This window comes from Novosphingobium ovatum (genome assembly GCF_009909235.1).
GTDB lineage: Bacteria > Pseudomonadota > Alphaproteobacteria > Sphingomonadales > Sphingomonadaceae > Novosphingobium > Novosphingobium ovatum.
In genome coordinates, this window is sequence record NZ_JAAAPO010000001.1 from 69313 (window position 1) to 87483 (window position 18171).

An 18171-nucleotide genomic window follows, 5' to 3' on the forward strand; every position below is an offset into this window, starting at 1 on the left:
GCTTTTCCTTGAATTTTTAATCCGCCGTCCAGCCGCCATCGACGATCAGTGACGTGCCCGTCATCAGCGCCGAGGCGTCCGAGGCCAGAAACACCACGCTGCCCATCAGATCCTGCACCTGACCCAGCCGGCCCAGCTTGATCTTGGCCAGAACGCTGTCCAGAAACGCCTTGTCCTCAAAGAACGGCTTGGTCATCGGGGTTTCGATAAAGGTCGGGGCTATGGTGTTTGACCGGATGCCATGGGGCGCCAGATCCAGCGCAAAGGCCTTGTTCATACCCTCCATCGCCCATTTGCTGGCGCAATAGAGGCTGCGGCGCGGGCCGCCAACATGGCCCATTTGCGAACCCATATGGATCAGCGATCCACCCACGCCATCGCGCAACATCGCGCGCACGCAATGCTGCGCGACAAAGAACGCCGATTTGACGTTAAGGTCGAGCACGGCGTCATAATCCGCCTCGCTCACCTCCCACATCGGTTTTGGGCGGTTGGTCCCGGCATTGTTGACCAGCACGTTGAACGCAGGGAGCGCGGCAAAGAAAGCCTCCACCGCGCCCATGTCGCTGACATCCAGCACCGCCGCCTCGGCCTGCCCGCCACTCTCGCGGATGGCGGCGGCGCCTGCCTCGATCTCGGCGGCGGAACGCGCCACCAGCGTGACATGCGCGCCCGCCTGTGCCAGCGCGGCGGCGGCGGCCAGACCGATCCCTCGGCCTGCCCCCGTCACCAGCGCCCGCTGCCCGTCCAGCCGGAAACTGGGCGTTTGCGCCAACCGGCTTTCGCCTCCATCGCTCATGCTTTGGTCAGCGCGCTGGGTTCGGCCTGCCCGGCATAGGGCACGTCGCGCCCGCCATAGCGGCGCACGCGGATATTGGCCTGTTCGCCATGCCCGGCAAAGCCTTCCAACGCGCACAGGCGCGAGCAATATTCGCCCACCAGCGCCGATGCATCGTCCGAGGTCACCCGCTGATAGGTGCAGGTTTTCAGGAACTTGCCCACCCACAAGCCGCCAGTATAGCGCGCCGCCTTCTTGGTCGGCAGGGTGTGGTTGGTGCCAATCACCTTGTCCCCGAACGAGACGTTGGTGCGCGCGCCCAGGAACAGCGCGCCGTAATTGGTCATGTTTTGCAGGAAATACTCGGGATCGGCGGTCATCACCTGCACATGTTCGCTGGCGATCTCGTCGGCGATGGCCACCATTTCCTCATAGCTGTCGGCCACGATCACCTCGCCAAAGGTCTCCCATGCCTTGCGCGCGTGGTCGGCCGTGGGCAGGATTTCCAGCAAGCGGTCGATCTCGGCCATGGTGGCGCGGGCGAACTTTTCGCTGTTGGTCAGCAGCACGCCGGGGCTGTCGGGGCCGTGTTCGACCTGACCCAGAATGTCGGTCGCGGCCATTTCGGGGTCACAGCCGATTTCATCAGCAATAATCAGCGTTTCGGTGGGGCCGGCGAACAGGTCGATGCCGACGCGGCCAAACAGCTGGCGCTTGGCCTCCGCGACAAAGGCATTGCCGGGGCCGACCAGAATGTCGACCGGGTCGATCGTCTGCGTGCCGATGGCCATCGCGCCGATCGCCTGAATGCCACCCAGCGCATAGATCGCATCGGCCCCGGCCATGGCCTGCGCGGCCACGATGGCGCGGGCGGGCTTGCCCTGAAACGGGGGGGCGCAGGTGATGACGCGCGGCACGCCCGCCACCTTGGCGGTGATGACGCTCATGTGGGCGCTGGCCAACAGTGGATATTTGCCACCCGGAACATAGCAGCCCGCGTTCTGGATCGGCAGGTTCTTGTGGCCCAGAATGACGCCGGGCATCGTCTCGACCTCGACATCCTGCATACTGGCGCGCTGGATCTGGGCAAAGTTGCGGACTTGCGCCTGCGCGAACTCGATGTCCTTGCGCTCTTGCGGGGTCAGGCTGTCGACGGCGGCGTCGATTTCGGCCTGTGACAGGCGATAGTCCTCGCGGTCCCAGCCGTCGAACTTGATGCTCATCTCGCGCAAGGCCGCATCGCCGCGCTTTTCGATGTCGGCCAGGGCGGCCTCGACAATATCACGAACTTTACGGTCGGTTTCCGCCTTTACCTCGGCGGCCGCACCACGCTTGAGCCATTGGGCCATGGTATCATCCCCATCTGCGTTGTTTTGTCAGCTTTCGCCGCCTGTGACATGCACCGCCCGGTGCGACCATCGCATGTTATCGATGGCTGCCTATCGACCGAATGCCGTTGTTCATGCCACGGGCGGGGCGTAGCGCCAATGACCAACCGATAAGGCACAAGGGGAGATTTGCGCGATGCGTTTGGCCACGCTGGATAATGGCACCAAAGACGGACAATTGATCATCGTATCGGCCGGGGGCACGCATTACGCGCCCGCGCCTGTGGCCAATTTGCAGGCCGCGCTGGAGGATTGGGACGCGCTGGCCCCGCAGATGGCCGCGACCGATGCTTTCCCGCATGAGCTGGACAGCGCCCGCCTGTTGGCGCCTTTGCCGCGGGCGTGGCAATGGCTGGACGGATCGGTGTTTCCCAGCCACGGCGCGTTGATGGACAAGGTGTTGGGCGTTGCCCCGGAAAAGCCGCCTTTCCCGCAGATGTATCAGGGCGTGTCTGACACGTTCTACGCTCCCGTTTGCGATGTGCCGATGGCGGATGAGGCGCTGGGCATCGATTTCGAGGGCGAGTTTGGCATCATCACCAAACCCGTGCCGATGGGCACTCCCGCCTCGCAGGCGCATAAGTACATCGCGCTGATCGTCCAGATCAACGACTGGTCGCTGCGCAAACTGGCCGGGCCTGAGATGAAGACCGGCTTTGGCTGGATCCAGGCCAAGCCGCCCTGTGGCATGGCGCAATTTGCCGTGACGCCCGATGAATTGGGCGCATATTGGCGCAATTGCCGCCCGGCGATGCATCTGCGGGTGATCTGGAATGGCACGCAATTTGGCAACGCCTTTGGCGAACCGATGGCCTATGGCTTTCACGAGCTGGTGGCCCACGCCGCGCGCACCCGCCATCTGGTGGCGGGCACGGTGATCGGCTCGGGCACGGTGTCGAACGAGACCTACCGCGAGGTGGGCTCCTCCTGCATCGCCGAACGGCGCGGGATCGAGATTGTCGACCACGGCGCGCCCAGCACCGAATTCATGGCCTATGGCGACACGGTCCGGATGGAGGCCCATCTGCCCGACGGCCGTTTGCCCTTTGGCATCATCGAACAGCGGGTCGTCCCGGCGTGAGCGTCAAGCTGGCGATCCTGCCCCAAACGCTGACCGGGCTGGGGCGGGCGGGGCTGCGCAGCTATCTGTCGCAGCATCATGGGCCGCTGGTGATGGCCCATGCCGATGTGTCGGGCGGCTTTCGCGCCTATGTTCACCATTACGCATTGGACGAGGCGGATCCGGTCTTTGCCGCGCCCGCGCTGGAGGGGCGAGACGCGCTGACCATCATCCGCTTTGCCCAAATCGCGGACATGATCGCGTCCAAGGCCTCGGCGGGATACCGCGATGTCGTCGGCCCGGACGAGGACAACTTTCGCGAGCTGGACGGATCTGTCGCGATGCTGCTGGCCGAATCTGTGGTGCGGGCCGGGGGCGATAGCGCCGCGCGCAAGCTGTTTGTGTTCCGCCCCGGCGTGGAGGCCGACCCGGCCTTGGCGCAAAGCTGGGCTGACAGCGTGGCGCAGGTGTTGGCCAGCCACCCCGCCGAGGCCATCGCCGCATGGCGTGTCAACACCGTGGTCCGCGTTGCCGAAGGCACGCCGCCCGGCCTGATCTTTGACGAAATCGCGCTGGACGGCCCGGTGCCGCCCGCGCTGGCCGATGCGTTGCGTGATGCGGCGCGCAGGCAATTCCCCCATGGCGCGGCGCTGTCGCTCTGCAGCGCGCCCTTGGTCTTTGTTCCCCTGCAAAAGGATTGAATGTGATGGAAAATCTGTCCGATTCCGGCCTGCCGCCGATCCAGCGCGTGGTGACCGGCCATGATGAAAACGGCCGCGCCTTTTTCAAATCCGAGGATGTCACCCCCACCCGCATGATCGCGTCGGGGGACGCCAGTTTCCTGTCGATCTGGGCGACGCAAACGGTGCCTGCCGACAACAATGACGAACGTGACGGGCGCGAATTGCCCACCGGGCTGACGCTGGAAGGCGGCAGCGTGATCCGCATCGTCGACATGTTGCCGGGCAAGGAAAGCCCGATGCACCGCACCAACAGCATCGACTATGGCATCGTGCTGAAGGGGGCGATCGAACTGGAGCTGGAGGATGGGCGCAAGAAGACCATCGGTGAAAACGGCATCATCATCCAGCGCGGCACCAACCACCTGTGGCGCAACACCACCGATTCCGTCTGCCGCATCGCCTTCATCCTGATCGAGGCGCCCGCCTATTTGCACAATGGCGCCCCGCTGGACGAGGCCAAGCCCGAAGACGTCCACCCGGCCTACAAGGACTGAGGCGGATGGCCGGTCTGTTTGATCTGTCGGGGCGGGTGGCGATTGTCACCGGCTCCACCCGTGGCATTGGCCGCGCCATCGCGCAGGCGATGGTGGAGGCAGGGGCACAGGTGGTGATCTCCAGCGAGGACGCAGCTGACACCGCCGCCGCCGCCGCGCAAATGGGGCAGACCGGCATCGCCTGTGATGTCAGCGATGACGCCGCGCTGGCCGCGCTGGTCGATGGTACGGTGGCGGCGCATGGACAGATCGACATTGTGGTGTGCAATGCCGGGATCACCGGGCGTCCGGGCCGCTTTGCCGATATCGACATGGACGATTACGCCCGCGTCATGGCGATCAACCTGCGTTCCCAGGTCGTGCTGTGCAATCTGGCGCGGGGCCATCTGGCGGCATCGGCCACGGCCGGGCGGGGCGGCAATGCGGTGCTGATCGCCAGCCTGTCGGGCCTGCGCGGCAATGGCGCGATCAACGCCTATGCGCTGGCCAAGGCGGGGGTGGCGCAACTGGCCCGCAATCTGGCGGTGGAGTGGGGGCCGCAGGGGATGCGCGCCAATGCGATCTCTCCCGGGTTCATCGCCACCGAACTGTCGGCGCCATTGTTGGCCGATCCGGCGTTCATGGCGCGGCGGATGGGCATGACCCCGCTGCGCCGCCCCGGCACGCCTGCCGAAGTGGCGAGCGCGGCGGTGTTTCTGGCCAGCGCTGCGGGCGGCTTTGTCACCGGGCACAATCTGGTGGTGGATGGCGGCACGCTGATCACCGATGGCAGTTAGGGCCTCGCACCATAATCCGGTGTTATGGGGTATGCAGAATTGACGATTTGACGCTGCGCCCGCCTTGACCGAGATCATCGGCAAAATTCAGGCGGAGAGGCGATCTTGCACATATCGATGAACAGGCGCGGTTTTGTCGGCGCGGCCGGGGCGGCGGCGGGGTTGGGCATGTTGTCCGGCCCGGCGGCGGCGCTGGGGCGGCAACCGCTGTTGGCGCGGGTCATTCTGGACAATGACTTTGCCGGTGATCCCGATGGTCTGTTCCAATTGGCCCATCATGTCTTGTGCCGGGCGGTGTCGATCCCGCTGATCATCGGGTCACATTTGCCGGCGGCTTTTGCCAGCGGGCATGACGCAAGGGATTCGGCCAATCGCGCGCAAGAGCTGTTGCGCATCATGGGGCTGGACCGTGTGCATCAGCCCATCGCCGGGGCCGAGGCGCCGATCGCCTCACGTCAGGCCTGGACGCCCAGTCAGGCCAGCAAGGCCATCGTGCAAGAGGCCATGCGCGCGGACGTGCATGAGCCATTGTTCTATGCCGCTGGTGCGGGTCTGACCGATCTGGCGCTGGCCTGGTTAAGCGAGCCGCGCATCGGGCGGCGGATCAAGCTGTTGTGGATCGGCGGCAATACCCATCCCGGCCATGGCAATCCGGGCGCCACCCCGTCCGAGCCCGAGTTCAACTTTTCGATCGATCCGGTGGCCGCGCAGGTGTTGTTCAACGAGAGCGACATCGAGATCTGGCAAGTGCCGTCCAATGCCTATTCGCAGATGCTGTTTTCGACGGCGGAACTGGCCGAATTGGGGGCGTCCGGCCCGCTGGGGGCCTATTTGCAGGCCAAGGTGGACGCGGTGCCCGCCATGTTCGCCAGCATTCCGGGTGTGCCTCCGGTGCCGGCCTCGGATGCCTATGTGCTGGGGGACAGCCCATTGGTCACGCTGTCGGCTCTGGTCCCGCCGATGCAGCCCGACACCACCTCGTGCCGTTATGTGGTGATGCCAAAGCCGCTGTTGCAGGCCGATGGCCGCTATGTCGCGCGGCCCGATGGGCGGTTGATGCGGGTGTATACGCAAATCGATGCGGGGCTGACCTTTCGCGACATGCTGGCGCGGTTCCGCCTGCACGGGCTGGGGCGGCTGTAACGCCCCGCCCGCGCACAATCATGCCGGGATGGGCGCTGTCTGAGGGCGGCGGATGACGCCGGTCAGCGCCCCTGCCGCGCCCAGCAGTGCTGCCGCCGACAGCACGCCAAACGCCCCCATCAGCCCGCCCGTGTGCGTGCTGGCATAGGTCACCACCACCGGGCACAGGAACTGCCCGACCGAGAACGCGCCCGTCCACATCCCCGCCCCGCGCGCGCGGGTTTCAAACGGCAGGCCATCCATCGCCCAGACCAACAGCGTGGGCAGCAACAGCCCCGCGCCCAGCTGATTGATGAAGCATCCGATCAGGAAAGGCGTCGTCCCGCTGGCGCGGCTCATCAGCAGGAAACCTGCGGTCAACAGCGCGAATTCGCCCAGCAGCAACAGCGCCACGCGCATCTGTCCCACCCGCGAATAGATCCACGTCCCCACCGGCACGCCGATGCTGGCGATCGAGGTGAGGAAGCCGATGCGCCCCGGATCGGCCACGCCCAGTTCAGCCAGACCGCGCCCGGCCTGGATCTGCACCGTGTAAAACATCACCGAGCCATAGACCGAGATCGCCAAGGTCCCCGCCATCCGCGCCCATGGGAATCCGGCCCAACTGGCGTGGTGGGGGGCACAGGTGGCCTCATCGCCCGTGTCGTTCTCGGCCGGTTCCCACGTATAGCGCCAGACCAGCGCCAGCATCACCAGCGCGCTGGCATAGACCCAGAACGGCACCCGCCAGCCAAACGCGCCCAGTTGCCCGCCCACGTTGAAAAACACCAGCGCCGACATCGAGGCCATCGCCGTTTGCCCCGCCAGCCATTTGTCGCGCGCCGCGCCGGTGAAATAGTCGCCGATCATCGTCGTGGTCAGCACCATGATCAGCGCTTCGGCCAGCCCGACGCCGATGCGGCTGATCAGGATGGCGGTCAGATCGGTCAGGAACACCGGCGCGATCCCCACCACCGCATAGGCGACAAACGACCACATCAACAGCCGCCGCCGCCCGAACCAGTCGCCCAGCACCCCCGCCACCGGCGAGAACAGCGCCACGCACAGCGCCGGCACCGTCAGGATCATCGGCACCCAATAGTCATGGCCCGGCACATCGGCAAAATCGCGCAACAGCGCGGGCAGGATCGGGGCCAGCAGCACGATCGCCATGGTCGACAGCGTGATCGGAAACAGCAGCGATAGGCCGGTCATCATGCCGGGCGTGTGGTGGTCTCCACGCAAGTGAAATCTCCCGCAGGTGGCCGGGTCTGACGCCCGGCGTGTCTTTGCAATCTGTGGGGTAGGGGAGGGGGCGGTCCACATCAAAACGATATCGTCGATGGGCATCCATTGATGCGGCGATGGGGCGGCGTTGCGGGGGCTTTGGACGGATGTCCCACTTTGGTCGGCATTTCGGCGCTGCGGTATTGCCTGTGGCGCGGAATCGAGGCATCTGACCCGCGCAGGTTCGCAGTCGCAATGGCGAATGTAAACGAATATCAAAAAGTGGGTCGCATGAGTCATTTCGACGTCGGTGGCGGGCGGTTGCCTTTTGCGCCGGCAGGGATTGTTTCACAATGGCCGTCCGGCCACAGCGAGGCGTGGGCATGAAGCGCAAGGCTGGTTCTGCATCAGGTCAGACCGACACGGGCGCGCAGGCGGCGCTGAGCGTGGCGATGCGCCGTGCCGGGCGGGTGCAAATGGCGCTGGTGCTGGTGGCGGTGCTGATCGGGGGCGGGCTGATCAATGTGCTGATCGTGGCCGATTTGCGCGCGGGGGGCACTGGCCTGTTGCGGCTGGCGCTGGCGCTGGCGCTGGGGCTGATGGGCTGTGTTGTGGCGCTGGGCTGGGGCGTGTTGCGCCGGCTGGCCGGGTGGGAGGCGCGGGCAGCCGCCGAACTGGCCCGCCTGCGCCGCGCCACCGACGCCGCACAGGCCGCCAGCGAGACCAAGAGCCGCTATCTGGCCAATGTCAGCCACGAGATCCGCTCGCCGTTGAACGCGATCTATGGCTATGCCCAGATGATCGAGCGCGGCGATGGCGTCAGCGTGGACGAGGCCGCGCAGGTCATCCGCCGCTGTGCCGAACATATCACCAGCCTGGTCGAAACGCTGCTGGACATCTCGCAGGTGGAAAACGGCGTCTTGCGGGTCAAGACCGAGCCGGTGCGCCTCTCGCCCTTTCTGGAGCAACTGGCGCGCATGGTGCGCCCGGCCGCGCAGGCCAAGGGGCTGGACTTTACCCTGACCACGCAGGGCCGCCTGCCGCCGGTGGTGCGGATGGACGCGGGGCGCGTGCGGCAGGTGTTGTTGAACCTGTTGTTCAACGCGATCAAGTTTACCGATACCGGCGGCGTGACGCTCTCGGTGCGCTATTCGGGGCAGATCGCCCATTTTGACGTGCGCGACACCGGCCCCGGCATCCGGCCAGAGGACCAGGCCGAGATCTTCCGCCCCTATGAACGCGGCGGGGACGCCGATGCGCTGGCCCGTCCCGGCGCGGGGCTGGGGCTGACGATCAGCCGGGCCATCGTTGATATTCTGGGCGGGCAGCTGGAACTGGTGGAAAGCGATGCCAGCGGCAGCCTGTTCCGCCTGACGCTGATGCTGGGCGAGGTATTGGGGCAGGGCGACACCGCCGCTGCGCCTGACAGCGCGGCGCAGGCGATCACCGGCTATGACGGGGCGGTGCGGCACGTCCTGTTGATCGACGATGACGATGCACAGCGCGGCGTGCTGGGCGCCTATTTGCGGCAGATCGGCTTTGCCGTGGCCGATTTTGGCGACGGCGCGGCCGCCATCGCCCATGCGCGCGACCATGCGGCCGATCTGGCGATCTGCGATATATCGATGCCGGGCATGTCGGGGTGGGAAGTGGCCGCAAGGTTGCGTGCCGACCACCCGGATATGCGCATCGTCATGCTGTCGGCCAATGTGCAGGAGTTTCACCGGCCAGAGATCCGCCCGGAATGGGGCGATCCGGCGCATGACCATTTTCTGGTCAAACCGGTGGACTATGCCGTCCTGTCCGAAACTTTGGGTCAGGCGCTGGGCCTGCATTACCACCGCCGCGCGGCGCAGGCCCCCACGCAAACCCTTGATGTCCCGCCGGTTCCCGAGGCCGACAGCGCCGCCCCGATCACGCTGGAGCCCGAGGTGATGGCCCATGTCACCCGCCTGCGCGAATTGTTGCGCATCGGATATGTTCGTGGAATCGAGCAGGAAATCCGCTTGTTGGCCGAAAAGGCCCCTCACGCCAAAAACTTGACAGATCGTCTGTTCGCCTGTCTTGACCGTTTCGATCTTGCCGGCATGGCCCGGCTGCTGGAGCACGTATGACCGCGGTGTCTTTACCTGAACACGCGCGCACGGTGCTGATCGTCGACGATGAGCCCGACGCGCTGCGCATGCTGACCCACGCATTGGAAGGTGCGGAACTGTCGGTGCTGGTGGCCGTGTCCGGCGAGGCGGCGCTGGGCCTGCTGGACCACATCCTGCCCGACCTGATCCTGATGGACGCGATGATGCCCGGCATGACCGGTTTCGAGGCCACCATCCGCATCAAGGAACGCGCCGAACTGGCCCATGTGCCGGTGATCTTCATGACTGGCCTGACGCAGGGCGAACATGTCGCGCAGGCGCTGGAATCGGGCGGGGCGGACTATGTGCGCAAGCCGGTCGATCTGGCCGAACTGATCGCGCGGGTGAAGATGCATCTGGCCAAGAGCCGCGCCGCCCACGCCAGCGAGGCCAGTCTGGATGCCACCGGGCGGTTGATGATCGCCACCGATCTGACCGGCCGCCTGTTGTGGTGTACCCCCCGCGCCGAGGCCTCGATCGCGCGGCTGGAGCCGGGCTGGGACAAGGAGAGCGCCGGCCTGCCCGCCGCGATGGCCCCGCTGGTCGAGCGGCTGTTGGCGCGCGGGATCAAGCCGGGCGCGACCACGCGGGTCGAGCAGGGCCAAATGATCATCGAGGTGACGGTGGTGGCCGCCTATCGCGAGAACGAGGTGTTGCTGCGGCTGAACGATCTGGGCCATGAGGACAATATCGCCCGCCTGCGCGACCAGTTGGCGCTGACCCAGCGCGAGGCCGAGGTGTTGCTGTGGGTCGGCTATGGCAAGGCGAGCAATGACATCTCGGATGTGCTGAACATCTCGCCCCGGACGGTGCAAAAGCATCTGGAGCGGATTTACGTCAAGCTGGGCGTGGAAAAGCGGTCCGCCGCCGCCGCCATGGCCATTCGCATCATCGGGCAATAGGGGCGGGGCAGGCCGGTTGCGCCATGCCCCAGACGTCAAAGGACGCCGGAACGTGGGGACATTCCGGCGTCACATGCGGTCGGGCTTCGACCATCGGGAAACCGACAGGCCCAGGGCAGCAGGCCAGCCAGTGTTGCACGGCGCCAGAAGGGTCCATGACGCGCCGTCCAAGGGCAGACGAAACCGGCTTTGCCTGACGACCGTACTCGCTCCGGTCGGGGCAATGCGTGTGGGTCGGGACGGAACCGGCGTCTTCGGCCTGTAGTCCGCTTTGCAGAAAGGTAAGCGGCCCCGATTGATCGAAGTCCGCATCCAATTCTTGCCCGACATGTATCAGGCAATAGCCGCCACCATCTGAAAGGGGGCATCCTCTCCAATGTTTTAGTGGCGGCTTTTGCCTGCCTGGCGTTCTCGTCTGCGCCATGGACAGTAATACTCGGACAATTTGTCCCTCACAAGAGTAAATCGTTGCTGCAGCGCGGAAATTCGGCATTTTTCCAGTGTGCGCCCGCGTTGCGGCGGCGCGTCATCGGGGGCATGCCTGACCGACTGGCGGTGAGGGCGCGGTGGCGCGATTGCCGCACCCGATGCCGCTATCAAGCTGTCGCCAAAGGGAACCGGTGGCATCACGCACCGGGCCGGGTGGAGATTGGCGATGACGCAGACACAGCAGGACGGCCCAAGGGCGGGCGGATTACGGCGCGTGATCAATGGGTTGGCATGGGGTGTGGGGGGCGTGGTGGTGGCCGGCGCGGCGATCATCGGCACGCAGCGCGCCGGGCTGTGGAACCCCAGCTATGACGCTGTCATGGCCAAACATTTCACCCCGCCTTCCAAATTCGTCATGGTCGGCGATGTCAAACTGCACGTCCGCGACGAAGGCCCCGCCGACGCGCCGGTGGTGCTGATGCTGCATTCGTCCATGTCCAATCTGCGGATCTGGGACGGCTGGGCCGATCAATTCAAAGGCAAATATCGCGTGATTCGGCTGGACTGGCCGCCCTATGGCCTGTCGGTCGATCCCCATCCGGCGCAGGGCATGCCGGGGGTGATCGCTTTGCTGGAAAAGTTTGTGGCGCAGGAAAAGCTGCCGCCGTTTGTCATCGTCGCCAGTTCATCAGGCGCGACGATCGCCACGTTGTACACCGCGCGCCATCCCGATCAGGTGCGCGCGCTGGCACTCTCCACCCTGCCGCTGCGCGCGCCTCCGCCTACCCCGATGCCGCCGGTCGTGGCCGGGCTGTTCTGGCTGCACGAAAATGTCGTGCCCAACTATCAGGCGCGCTATTTCTATCAGCACTCGCTGGCCAGTCTGTATGGCCGCCCCGAACGGCTGACGCCTGAAACGGTGGACTGGTATTACGAGACGAACAACATTCCCGGCGGCTTTGCCCGCGTAAAGGCCTATTACACCGCCAACACCAAGGGCGTGTGGAAGACCGGCGCGGACAAACAGGCGGCGGCGGTGCATGTGCCGATCCTGTTGCAATGGGGCGACCGTGACATCGTTCTGCCGGTCGACCGCGCGGACGAGGCGCGCAAGATGTTTGCCAACGCGCCGATGCAGATCATCCATTACCCCGATGTGGGGCATTACCCGATGCTGGAACTGCCCAAGGAGACGGGGGCCGATCTGGTCAAGTTCATCGACGCACTGCCCGCGCCCAAGCCATAGGCGCAACGGGGGAGGGCCTGGGTGGCGCCTCCCCCTCAGGATCAATCGGCAAACCGCCGGTATTTGCCCAGCAGCAGGAACAGCGCCGCGCTGGGCACCAGAATATAGGCCGACAGCGTCAGGATGTGGTGGAAATTGCCAAAGGCATCATGATCGCGGCCAAAGAACATCGGCGAAATGCCCGCGCCCAGCGCAAAGCAGATATACAGCAGGCCATAGATCCCGCCATAGCGGCGCAGGCCGAAATAGCGCGCGACAAAGAAGGCCACCGCGTCATATTCGATACCCAGCGCAAAGGAGAGCGTGAACACCGCCGCCGCCGCCATGCCGGGGCTCAGCGCGCCGCTGGCGAAATACAGGAACGAGATCGCCGGCAGCGAGAGCACGACAAAGGCCACCGCCGGCGCCCAGATGCGGTCCAGCAGGAAGCCGCCCACCAGCCGCCCCGTCATCGAGGCCAGCCCCATCAGCGGGGCGATCGCCATCACCTGCACCGGGGTCAACCCGCCGTCTTTCAGGATCAGTTCCATGTTGGGCACCGGCCCGCCCAGCGCAAAGGACACCGGCACCAGCGCCAGCGCCATCAGCCAGAACCGATAGTCGCGCAGCGCCTCGGCCAGCGTCAGGCCGGGGCGTTCGGCCGGGGCGTGTTCGGCCCCGTGCGATCCGGTGTCATCCTCGCGGTAGAGGAACCAGGCCGCCGGCCAGGCCAGCGCGATCGGCAACAGGCCCAGCGCGACAAAGCTGGTCTGCCAGCCGTATTTGGCGATCATCACCGCCACAAACGGTTTGCCAAAGATGCCGAACAGCCCCGTGCCCGTCATCGACAGGCCCAGCGCCAGCCCCTTGGCCTTGTCAAAGGCGCGGTTGACGCCGCGGGTAAAGGTGATCGGCAGCGTGGCCGACCCCACCAGCGCGATCAGCGCCCATGTCACGTAATAGCGCGTCAGCGATCCGTCTGACAGCGCCAGCGTGCAAAAGCCCGCGCCCCACAGCGGAATGGCCCAGAGCACCACGCGCCGCGCGCCGATGCGTTCGGCCAGCGCGCCTGACATGGGGCCCGCCACCAGCGTGACCAGCATGATGATCGTCATGCAGGTCATGATCTGGCCCACGCCCCAGCCGAACTGGCTGGCCAGATGCGGCGCGAACAGGCCCATCGAATAGGTCGGCATCGCCGCCTGACCCAGCCCGATTCCCAGCACCGAGGCCGCGATGATGCCCCATCCCCGCCGGAATTCGTCCTTTGCGCTGAGGGGCGGGGTGATCGTGTCAGGCATAGGCGTGGTCATTGGCCCCCCATAGGGATGGATGCGGATCAAGCTGCCAGTGGTGGCCCATGCCGCGCAAGGCGCAACGCGCGGCTCCCCCGCGCTCCGCTGGGCGGATAAAATGCCCGCCCTATGGATATACCCTGCCCGGTCATGCCATCGTTGCGGGCATACAGGCGGGCCTACCGCCTTGGGGAGACATTGCAGCATGCGTCGCGCCTATGCCGATGGCCGCTTTGGCCAGATCCATTATCAGTACGCCCCGGCCGATCAGTGCGCCCCCGATGCGCGCCCGGTGGTGCTGATGCATCAGGCGATCATGGCCAGTGGTCAGTTTGACTATGTCTTTGCGCCGCTGATTGCGGGCGGGTTGCGCCCCATCGCCATCGACATGCCCGGCTTTGGCCTGTCGGACGCGCCTGCCACACAGCCCGCGATCGAGGATTACGCCACCTGCATCGCGCCGGTGCTGGACGCGCTGGGGATCGGGCGCACGGCGCTGGTTGGCCATCACACCGGCGCGCTGGTCTCGACCGAGTTTGCGCTGGCCCATCCCGAACGCGTCGAGGCGCTGGTGATCCACGGGCCGATGATCCTGTCGGACGAGGAACGCGCCCACTGGACCGCCGAGATCTGCACCCGCGAACGCGCCTTCCGCGCCGAGCCCGAGGGCGCGCATCTGGTCAACGTGGCCAAGATCCGCGAATTCTATGCCGAGGGCACAATCAGCCCCGACCGCATCACCGATTACGTGGTGCAGGCGATGCAGGCGTACCGCATGGGTGCCTATGCCTATGGTCATGCGGCGGCCTTTGCCTATGAACACACCGGGCCTTTGGGCGATATCAAGGTGCCGACCATGCTGTTGAGCAACACCGGCGACATGACCCACCCGTGGGCCGAAACGGCGGCCAAGATGTTCCCGCATTTCGCCTTTGCCGCAGTGGAGGGTGGCGGGATCGACATCTGCGATCAGGCGCCCGACGCATGGGCCGGCCATATCGTCGATTTCGTCCGCAAGGTCGCGCAGGGGTGAGCGCAGGCGAGGCCTCCCAGACGCAGGCTTTCCCGATCCGCATCACGCGCGGGCGCATCGCCTATCGCGATGCAGATGGGGGTGAAACGGGGCGCGAATGGTTCGACCTGTGCCATTGGGGCGCGGGCGGTGCGGGCGGCCATCTGTTGCGCGCGCTATGCGTGATGGATGACGTGGGCCTGATCCGCGATGTGACGATTGCCATGGACGGGCAATGGCGGCCGGTGGACGGCCATTGCCGGTTGCTGCGCGCGGCGGACCCCGGCGTGATGACGTTTCATGTGGGCGCTGATGCGGTGCGCGTGCATGCCCATGGCCCTTCGGGCGAAGCCCCGGTGCAGGAGATCGCCACCACTGGCCCGCTGCCCTATCTGGGGCTGCACCCGCTGATGGGGGACGCGCTGATCGTACAGCAACGCGGGGTTGACGCGCCGGGGGAATACCGCCCGATTGCCGCGATCACCAATTCCGTCTCGCCCAATGGCGACGAGGCGGTGGGCGCGCAGGCGATCACCATCGATGCCGCCTATGTCGGGGCAGAGCTGGTGACGGTGGCGGCAGGGACCTTTGCCGCGCGGCGCTATGCCCTGCGCTGGCGGGCGGACTGGCCCGCCGCCGATCTGTGGGTGCGGGCCAGCGATGGCGTGTTCCTGCTGATGCGCTGGGCGCTGACGCCCGCGTGGTTCGAACTGGCGCAAGTGCAGGAGCATGGCTGATGGCTGAGCCTTCCCCCCGCGTCTCCTCACTGATCCGGGCGACCTTGTTCGTGCGCGATCTGGATCGCTCGGCCGCGTTCTATGCCGCGCTGGGGTTTGACAGCGTCTATTATCAAGGGACGCTGCATGACCCCTCGGCCAGCCAGATATTGGGCTTTGCCGATCATGGCCCGTTGAGCGTGCGCATCGTCAAACCCGCCGCCCATGCCGCCAATTACGGGATGATCGGGCTGTTCCTGATCGATCCGGCATTGACGCCCGATGTTGTGCCGCCCGCCACCGGCCCGGCGCGCGTGGGAGAGGTGGCGCTGATTTTCTACATCACCGACATGGCCGCCACATTGGCCGCATTGCGGGCGGCGGGGGCCACATGGTCGCCCGCGCCGCAATTGTTCGTGATGGCCCACCGCGCACAGGCCGAGGTCTGCCTGCGCGATCCCGATGGCGTGTTGATCAACCTGGTCGAAACCGACCCGGCCGAACAGCACCTGACCGGGCAGGAGGGGGCGTGAGCCCGATTATCCAAACGTATGCCGCAGTTGCGAAGGGGGCTTGCCTATCGCGGCCCGCTTGCGCCAGCATCAACCCCATGACCGGGGGTCGCAAAACCGGTCCGGACAGGAACAGGACATGAGCCACAAAGACGATGCCGTCCCGTTGAACATCGTGCTGCGCTATGGCGTGGGGCAGATGGGCGCACAGGTGTTTCGCGATACGCCCGCGGTGCTGTTGCCGCTGTTCATGACCACCATGCTGGGGGTTCCGGCGTGGCTGGCGGGGCTGGTGGTGCTGGTGCCCAAGCTGTGGCTGATCGTCTGCGATCCGCTGGTGGGCGCGTGGTCGGACCGGGTAAAGCCGCTGTTCGGGCGCACGCCCTTCCTCATCGGAGGCGCGCTGGGCACCTCGCTGGGCTTTGTCGCGCTGTTCATGATGACCAATTATCCCAGCTATTGGGTGGCGGCGGCGGCCACTTGCGCGCTGTTCTTTGTCGCGTCCACGGCCTTCAGCATCTATTCGGTGCCCTATCTGGCGATCGCGGCGGAACTGTCGCATGACTCGCATCAGCGCAACCGGATCATGGTGCTGCGCATGTTCTTTGCCACCTTTGGCGTGTTGCTGGGGGTGGGCGCGCCGCAATTGCTGATCGCCCATTTCGGCGGCGGAGCCAGCGGCTGGCACGGCATGGCGCTGGTGCTGGGGGCGGTATGCCTTGGCTCGATGCTGATCACGGCCAGCGGCATGCGGCAGGTGCAATTGATCAGCGCGGGGTCCGTCCCCGGCGGCCTGTGGAAGCAGTTGCAGCCGGTGCGCGCGAACAAGCCCTATATGACGCTGCTCTCGACGACGATCATCTCGAACGTGGCGCAGGCCAGTTCGTACACCGTCATCAGCTTCATGTTCCTGTATGCGATTGACGCGATCTGGCTGATCCTGCCGTTCATCCTGACGATGTCCACCTTTGCCCTGCTGGCGCAGCCGCTGTGGCTGTGGCTGCCGCAAAAGATCGGCAAGCCGCGCGCCTATGTCGGGGCCTCGCTGGTATGGGCGGCGATCACGGTGACGTGGTTCTGGGTCAAGCCGGGCGATGATGTGCTGGTCACGCTGCCGGGCGGTTTTGCGCTGGCCACGCAGCATGTGCTGGTGCTGGCGCGCGCGGCGGTGATCGGCATGGTCAATGGCGGCTTCATCCTGCTGGCGCTTTCGATGATGACCGACACGGTGGATTATCAGCGCCGCTCGACCGGATCGGCGAACGAGGGCGTGTTCGCGGGTCTGTATTCCGCCATGGAAAAGCTGGCCTTTGCCATGGGGCCGGTGATTGCCGGTCTGGTGATGAGCGCCTTCGGCTTTGTCTCCTCGACCGAGGGCGCGATCCAGCAGTCGCCCAGCGCGATCCATGGCATCGTGCTGCTCTACAGCCTGATCCCGGCGGCGGGGCAGTTGCTGGCGCTGGTGGTGTTCAGCCGTTATCGCCTGCCTGAATTCACCCAGTTTGGCGTGGCCAGCACCGCGCAGGCAGCGGCCGAATGAGCGGCCGGTTTGCCGGGCACTCGGTGCTGGTGACGGGTGCATGCGGCGGGTTGGGCCGGGCGATCTGTGCTGATTTTGCCGCACAGGGCGCGCGGGTGTTTGCCGCCGATCTGGATGGCGCGGCCGCCGATGCGCTGGCAGGCGAACTGGGCGGCGGGGCGGTGGGTTTGACGCTGGATGTCACCGACGAGGCGCAGTGGCAGGCCGCCATTGCGGCCGTTGTGGCTCAGGCCGGGCGGCTGGATGTGCTGGTCAACAACGCCGGGATCTTTGTCCCCAATGTGCCGTTTACCGACATGCCGCTGGACCTGTGGCGGCAGCATATGGCGGTGAATGCCGATGGCACGTTTTTGGGGTGCAAGCATGGCATTCTGGCCATGCGCGGGGCCGGGCAGGGGGCGATTGTCAATGTCGCGTCCGGCATGGCCATCACCGCCATGGCGCAGGCGGGCGCCTATTGCGCGTCCAAGGCGGCGGTGCTGATGACCACCCGCGTCGCCGCGCGGGCGGCCGGGCCTGATGGCATCACCGTCAACGCCGTTCTGCCGGGCGCGGTGCCCACCCCCATGCTGATGGGCAATCTGCGCGAAGGTCAGGCCGAGGCGGACATGCTGGGCATGATGGCGTCCTATGCCGCGATGGGCCGGCTGGCCAGCGCGGGCGACATTGCCCATGCGGTGCTGATGCTGGCCGATCCGGCGTCACGCGCGATCACGGGGGTGGCTTTGCCGGTGGATTGCGGGACGTTGCCCGGCAGTTAAAGTAACGCGCATGGATGAATGCGGCATGGTAAAGTTGCCATCCGTTGCACTTATGT

Annotated in this window: 17 protein-coding genes; 13 read left to right on the top strand and 4 right to left on the bottom strand. The window is 65.8% G+C overall.

Annotated elements, in window-relative coordinates:
- Positions 1–16: 16 nt before the first annotated feature.
- Positions 17–799, bottom strand: a complete 783-nt coding sequence (locus tag GTZ99_RS00280; RefSeq protein WP_161716296.1) for an SDR family NAD(P)-dependent oxidoreductase — start codon at positions 797–799, stop codon at positions 17–19.
- On the bottom strand, positions 796–2127 hold the full coding sequence (gene hisD / locus GTZ99_RS00285) for a histidinol dehydrogenase (protein WP_161716297.1): 1332 nt from the start codon (positions 2125–2127) through the stop codon (positions 796–798). Before hisD ends, GTZ99_RS00280 begins: the two co-directional genes overlap by 4 nt.
- 175 nt (positions 2128–2302) lie before the next feature.
- Here hisD and GTZ99_RS00290 point away from each other — a divergent pair, with 175 nt between their 5' ends.
- The 5 genes from GTZ99_RS00290 to GTZ99_RS00310 all read left to right on the top strand — a co-directional run bounded on the left by GTZ99_RS00290 (position 2303) and on the right by GTZ99_RS00310 (position 6382).
- Positions 2303–3247: a fumarylacetoacetate hydrolase family protein gene (locus GTZ99_RS00290; protein WP_161716298.1), complete on the top strand. Its 945-nt coding sequence runs from the start codon at positions 2303–2305 to the stop codon at positions 3245–3247.
- Entirely contained in the window at positions 3244–3927 is a 684-nt protein-coding gene (locus GTZ99_RS00295; protein ID WP_161716299.1) for an EthD domain-containing protein, read from the top strand. Before GTZ99_RS00290 ends, GTZ99_RS00295 begins: the two co-directional genes overlap by 4 nt.
- 5 nt (positions 3928–3932) lie before the next feature.
- Positions 3933–4463, top strand: a complete 531-nt coding sequence (locus GTZ99_RS00300) for a cupin domain-containing protein (protein ID WP_161716300.1) — start codon at positions 3933–3935, stop codon at positions 4461–4463.
- A gap of 5 nt (positions 4464–4468) precedes the next feature.
- Positions 4469–5239, top strand: coding sequence for an SDR family NAD(P)-dependent oxidoreductase (locus GTZ99_RS00305; RefSeq protein ID WP_161716301.1), 771 nt, complete (start codon positions 4469–4471; stop codon positions 5237–5239).
- 117 nt (positions 5240–5356) lie between these two features.
- Positions 5357–6382: a nucleoside hydrolase gene (locus GTZ99_RS00310; protein ID WP_161716302.1), complete on the top strand. Its 1026-nt coding sequence runs from the start codon at positions 5357–5359 to the stop codon at positions 6380–6382.
- A gap of 18 nt (positions 6383–6400) precedes the next feature.
- Here GTZ99_RS00310 and GTZ99_RS00315 read toward each other — a convergent pair whose 3' ends face one another.
- Positions 6401–7576 carry an MFS transporter gene (locus GTZ99_RS00315; RefSeq protein WP_227711005.1) on the bottom strand — a complete coding sequence of 392 codons (1176 nt, stop codon included), beginning with the start codon at positions 7574–7576 and terminating at the stop codon, positions 6401–6403.
- A 395-nt stretch (positions 7577–7971) separates the two neighbouring features.
- Between GTZ99_RS00315 and GTZ99_RS00320 the strand changes: the two genes are divergently transcribed.
- The 3 genes from GTZ99_RS00320 (at position 7972) to GTZ99_RS00330 (ending at position 12300) form a co-directional block, all read left to right on the top strand.
- Positions 7972–9702: an ATP-binding response regulator gene (locus GTZ99_RS00320; RefSeq protein WP_161716303.1), complete on the top strand. Its 1731-nt coding sequence runs from the start codon at positions 7972–7974 to the stop codon at positions 9700–9702.
- A complete protein-coding gene (locus GTZ99_RS00325) occupies positions 9699–10625 on the top strand; it encodes a response regulator (protein WP_161716304.1) in 927 nt (308 codons plus the stop codon). Before GTZ99_RS00320 ends, GTZ99_RS00325 begins: the two co-directional genes overlap by 4 nt.
- 655 nt (positions 10626–11280) lie before the next feature.
- Complete coding sequence (locus GTZ99_RS00330; protein ID WP_161716305.1) at positions 11281–12300, top strand: alpha/beta fold hydrolase; 1020 nt, start codon at positions 11281–11283, stop codon at positions 12298–12300.
- A gap of 41 nt (positions 12301–12341) precedes the next feature.
- On the opposite strand, the gene GTZ99_RS00335 is transcribed toward GTZ99_RS00330, so the two are convergent.
- Positions 12342–13592, bottom strand: coding sequence for an MFS transporter (locus GTZ99_RS00335; RefSeq protein ID WP_161716306.1), 1251 nt, complete (start codon positions 13590–13592; stop codon positions 12342–12344).
- Positions 13593–13779: 187 nt separating this feature from the next.
- Here GTZ99_RS00335 and GTZ99_RS00340 point away from each other — a divergent pair, with 187 nt between their 5' ends.
- From GTZ99_RS00340 to GTZ99_RS00360, 5 genes are all read left to right on the top strand, one after another.
- Complete coding sequence (locus GTZ99_RS00340) at positions 13780–14607, top strand: alpha/beta fold hydrolase (protein WP_161716307.1); 828 nt, start codon at positions 13780–13782, stop codon at positions 14605–14607.
- A complete protein-coding gene (locus GTZ99_RS00345) occupies positions 14604–15323 on the top strand; it encodes a hypothetical protein (RefSeq protein ID WP_161716308.1) in 720 nt (239 codons plus the stop codon). The genes GTZ99_RS00340 and GTZ99_RS00345 overlap by 4 nt, the downstream gene beginning before the upstream one ends.
- Positions 15323–15835 carry a VOC family protein gene (locus tag GTZ99_RS00350; RefSeq protein WP_161716309.1) on the top strand — a complete coding sequence of 171 codons (513 nt, stop codon included), beginning with the start codon at positions 15323–15325 and terminating at the stop codon, positions 15833–15835. Before GTZ99_RS00345 ends, GTZ99_RS00350 begins: the two co-directional genes overlap by 1 nt.
- 118 nt (positions 15836–15953) lie before the next feature.
- Positions 15954–17354: an MFS transporter gene (locus tag GTZ99_RS00355; RefSeq protein WP_161716310.1), complete on the top strand. Its 1401-nt coding sequence runs from the start codon at positions 15954–15956 to the stop codon at positions 17352–17354.
- Positions 17351–18115: an SDR family NAD(P)-dependent oxidoreductase gene (locus GTZ99_RS00360; RefSeq protein ID WP_161716311.1), complete on the top strand. Its 765-nt coding sequence runs from the start codon at positions 17351–17353 to the stop codon at positions 18113–18115. The genes GTZ99_RS00355 and GTZ99_RS00360 overlap by 4 nt, the downstream gene beginning before the upstream one ends.
- Positions 18116–18171 lie beyond the last annotated feature (56 nt).